Genomic DNA, 3,664 nt, shown 5'->3' with positions numbered 1-3,664 from the left:
TGTCATGTGCGACAGACGGTGTAAAGTTGTCTTTGGTCGTGCTAGCTTAATGTCACTCGTTTTTTGCGTGGGTAAAACGCCTGTCAGAACATAGAGTTGGCGCCACGTGTTAAAGGGCTTTGAACCCTTTGTTTTCAAGCATATTTTTATAGAGGCACGGGATTACATGGAAATCGGTCTGCGCGAGTGGCTGATCGTCATCGGCATCATTGTCATCGCCGGTATTCTTTTCGACGGCTGGCGCCGCATGCGCGGCGGAAAAGGCAAGTTGAAATTCCGTCTGGATCGCAGTTACTCCAACCTGCCGGACGAGGAGGGCAGCGCTGAAGTGCTCGGCCCGTCGCGGGTGCTGGACGCTCACAAAGAGCCCGAACTGGACGAGAGCGACCTGCCTTCGCTCAGTGCCCCGGCGCGGGAGCGCGAACGTGAGCGTGAGCCCAAGCCGGCCAAGGCTAGCAAACGCGCCAAGCGCGCCGCCGAGGCCGCGGCAGTGCAGGCCCAGGGTGACCTGAACCTGGCCGCCGAGCCCCGTGAGCCGGACCTGTTCGCCGACGCCGACGAAGATTTTGCTGCCGAGGACAACCGCACCAGCAGCTTCACGGCCACCGGCAATGCCGCCGCCAAGGACCTGCCGCCGGTGGAAGAAGTGCTGGTGATCAGCGTGATCTCGCGCGATGAAGGTGGCTTCAAGGGCCCGGCACTGCTGCAGAACATTCTCGAAAGCGGCCTGCGCTTCGGCGAAATGGATATCTTCCACCGCCACGAAAGCATGGCCGGTCACGGCGAAGTGCTGTTCTCCATGGCCAATGCGGTCAAGCCCGGCATTTTCGACCTGGACGACATCGACCACTTCAGCACCCGTGCGGTGAGCTTCTTCCTTGGCCTGCCGGGCCCGCGTCATCCGAAGCAAGCCTTCGACGTGATGGTGGCCGCAGCCCGCAAGCTGGCCCACGAGCTCAATGGCGAGCTGAAGGATGACCAGCGCAGCGTGCTGACCGCCCAGACCATCGAGCACTACCGCCAGCGCATCGTCGAGTTCGAGCGCCGTGCGCTGACCCAGAAGCGCTGATAGAGAGATCCAAGCGAAAGAGCAGCCTGTGGGGTTTGCCGGTTGGTTCAGGTTTTCTGTTGACTGATCCGGCCTCTTCGCGGGGCAAGCCCGCTCCCACAGGTACGCCACCGCCTTCAAGGGCTGTGGTGTACCTGTGGGAGCGGGCTTGCCCCGCGAAGAGGCCGGATCAGACGCAAAACACCTTGAGCTCGCTGCACTATCCCAAAGGCTGCTCTTTTGCTTTGCAAGAGAGCCAGAAGAATGAACGCCGAATCCCGAATCCACGCCCTGCGCGCCGAACTCGACCAGCACAACTACCGCTACTACGTGCTCGACGAGCCGAGCGTGCCCGACGCCGAATACGACCGCCTGTTCAACGAACTCAAGGCGCTGGAGGCCGAGCACCCGCACCTGGTGACCCCGGACTCGCCCACCCAGCGCGTCGGCGGTGCCGCCCTGGCGGCGTTCAGCCAGGTGCGCCATGAAGTGCCCATGCTCAGCCTGGGCAATGCCTTCGAAGAGGCCGACCTGCGTGAATTCGGCCGCCGCGTGGTGGATGGCCTGGACCAGCCTGGCGCGGTCGACTTCAGCTGCGAACCCAAGCTCGATGGCCTGGCGGTCAGCCTGCTGTATCGCGATGGCCAGCTGGTGCAGGGCGCCACCCGCGGTGACGGCACCACCGGTGAAGACATCAGCGCCAACGTGCGCACCGTGCGCAATATCCCCCTCAAGCTGCAGGGCAAAGGCTGGCCGGCGGTACTTGAGGTGCGCGGCGAAGTGTTCATGAGCAAGGCCGGTTTCGACCGCCTCAACGCCGCCCAGGCCGAGGCCGGAGGCAAGACCTTCGCCAACCCGCGCAACGCCGCGGCCGGCAGCCTGCGCCAGCTCGATTCGAAGATTACCGCCAGCCGGCCACTGGAATTCTGCTGCTACGGCGTGGGGCAGGTGTCGGCCAGCATCGGCGAGAGCCATATCGGCATTCTCGAGCAGCTCAAGCAATGGGGGCTGCCGATCAGCCGCGAGCTCAGGCACGCCGCGGGTATCGAGGAGTGCCTGGCCTACTACCGCGATATCGGCGAGCGGCGCAACAGCCTGCCCTACGAAATCGACGGCGTGGTGTTCAAGGTCAACAGCCTGGCCGCCCAGCGCGAGCTGGGTTTCCGCGCCCGCGAGCCGCGTTGGGCCATCGCCCACAAGTTCCCGGCCATGGAAGAGCTCACCGAAGTGCTGGACGTGGAGTTCCAGGTCGGCCGTACCGGCGCGGTGACGCCCGTGGCGCGCTTGAAGCCGGTCAAGGTGGCCGGCGTGACCGTGTCCAACGCCACCCTGCATAACATGGACGAAATCGCCCGCCTGGGCCTTCGCATCGGCGACACGGTGATCATCCGCCGTGCCGGCGACGTGATTCCGCAGGTCATGCAGGTGGTGCTGGAGCGCCGCCCCGAGGATGCCCGCCCGGTGCAAGTGCCGAGCGAGTGCCCGGTGTGCGGCTCGCAGGTCGAGCGCACCCAGTTGATCAAGCGCAGCAAGGGCAAGGAAACCACCAGCGAAGGCGCGGTGTACCGCTGCGTCGGGCGCCTGGCCTGTGGGGCCCAGCTCAAGCAGGCGATCATCCACTACGTGTCGCGCCGCGCCATGGACATCGACGGGCTGGGTGAGAAGAGCGTCGAGCAGCTGGTCGATGAAGGCCTGATCGGCTCGCCGGCCGACCTGTACAAGCTCGAGTTCGACCAGGTCGTCGGCCTGGAAGGCTTTGCCGAGGTGTCCAGCAAGAAGTTGCTGGATGCCATCGAAGCCAGCAAGCGCCCGACCCTGGCGCGTTTCATCTACGCCCTGGGCATCCCCGACGTGGGTGAAGAGACCGCCAAGGTGCTGGCGCGCTCGCTGGGCAGCCTTGCGCGGGTGCAGCAGGCGCTGCCCCAGGTGCTGACCTACCTGCCGGACATCGGCCTGGAAGTGGCCCATGAAATCCACAACTTCTTCGAAGACGAGCACAACCGCAAGGTGATCGAGCAGCTGCTGGCCTGTGGCATGCAGTTGCAGGACGAAGGCGAGCTGGCCGCCGAGTTCGCCGCCAGCACCACCCTGGCCGGGCTGATCGCCAAGCTCGACATCGCCTCGGTTGGGCCTACCGGGGCAGAAAAGCTGGTGGCCAAGCTGGGCAGCCTGGACAAGATCATCGAGGCCGACGGCATCGACTTGCGCCAGGCCCTGGCGGCGAAGCAGGCCGATGCGGTGCGCGAGTTCTTCAAGGATCAGGCGAACCAGCAGCTTGCCCGCGACATCGAGGCCCAGTTGCTGGCGTTTGGCATGCACTGGAGCTGCGAGAAGAAGGTGGCCGAAGGCTTGCCCCTGGCCGGGCAGACCTGGGTGCTGACCGGCACCCTTGAGCGCATGAGCCGCGACATTGCCAAGGAGAAGCTGGAAAGCCTGGGGGCCAAGGTGTCCGGGTCGGTGTCCGGCAAGACCCACTGCGTGGTGGCAGGCCCGGGTGCAGGTTCCAAGCTGGCCAAGGCCAGTGAGCTGGGGGTGAAGGTGCTGGATGAGGATGCGTTCGTCGTGTTCCTGGGTGAGCAGGGCATCGCGGTCTGACTGCACTGGCCTCATCGCCGG

2 protein-coding genes are annotated in these 3,664 nt (G+C 64.8%); both read left to right on the top strand.

Going from position 1 to position 3,664, the window contains the following annotated elements; genetic code table 11:
- Positions 1-166: 166 nt before the first annotated feature.
- Entirely contained in the window at positions 167-1,069 is a 903-nt protein-coding gene (gene zipA, locus B3E94_RS11900) for a cell division protein ZipA (protein ID WP_176517125.1), read from the top strand.
- A gap of 243 nt (positions 1,070-1,312) precedes the next feature.
- On the top strand, positions 1,313-3,643 hold the full coding sequence (gene ligA, locus B3E94_RS11895; protein ID WP_286913650.1) for an NAD-dependent DNA ligase LigA: 2,331 nt from the start codon (positions 1,313-1,315) through the stop codon (positions 3,641-3,643).
- Positions 3,644-3,664 lie beyond the last annotated feature (21 nt).

The sequence above is a fragment of the Pseudomonas sp. UBA6315 genome (genome assembly GCF_002438125.1).
Taxonomy (GTDB): domain Bacteria; phylum Pseudomonadota; class Gammaproteobacteria; order Pseudomonadales; family Pseudomonadaceae; genus Aquipseudomonas; species Aquipseudomonas faucium.
The sequence above is the reverse complement of the archived record's forward strand: the minus strand, read 5'-3'. Positions and strand labels throughout refer to the sequence as shown.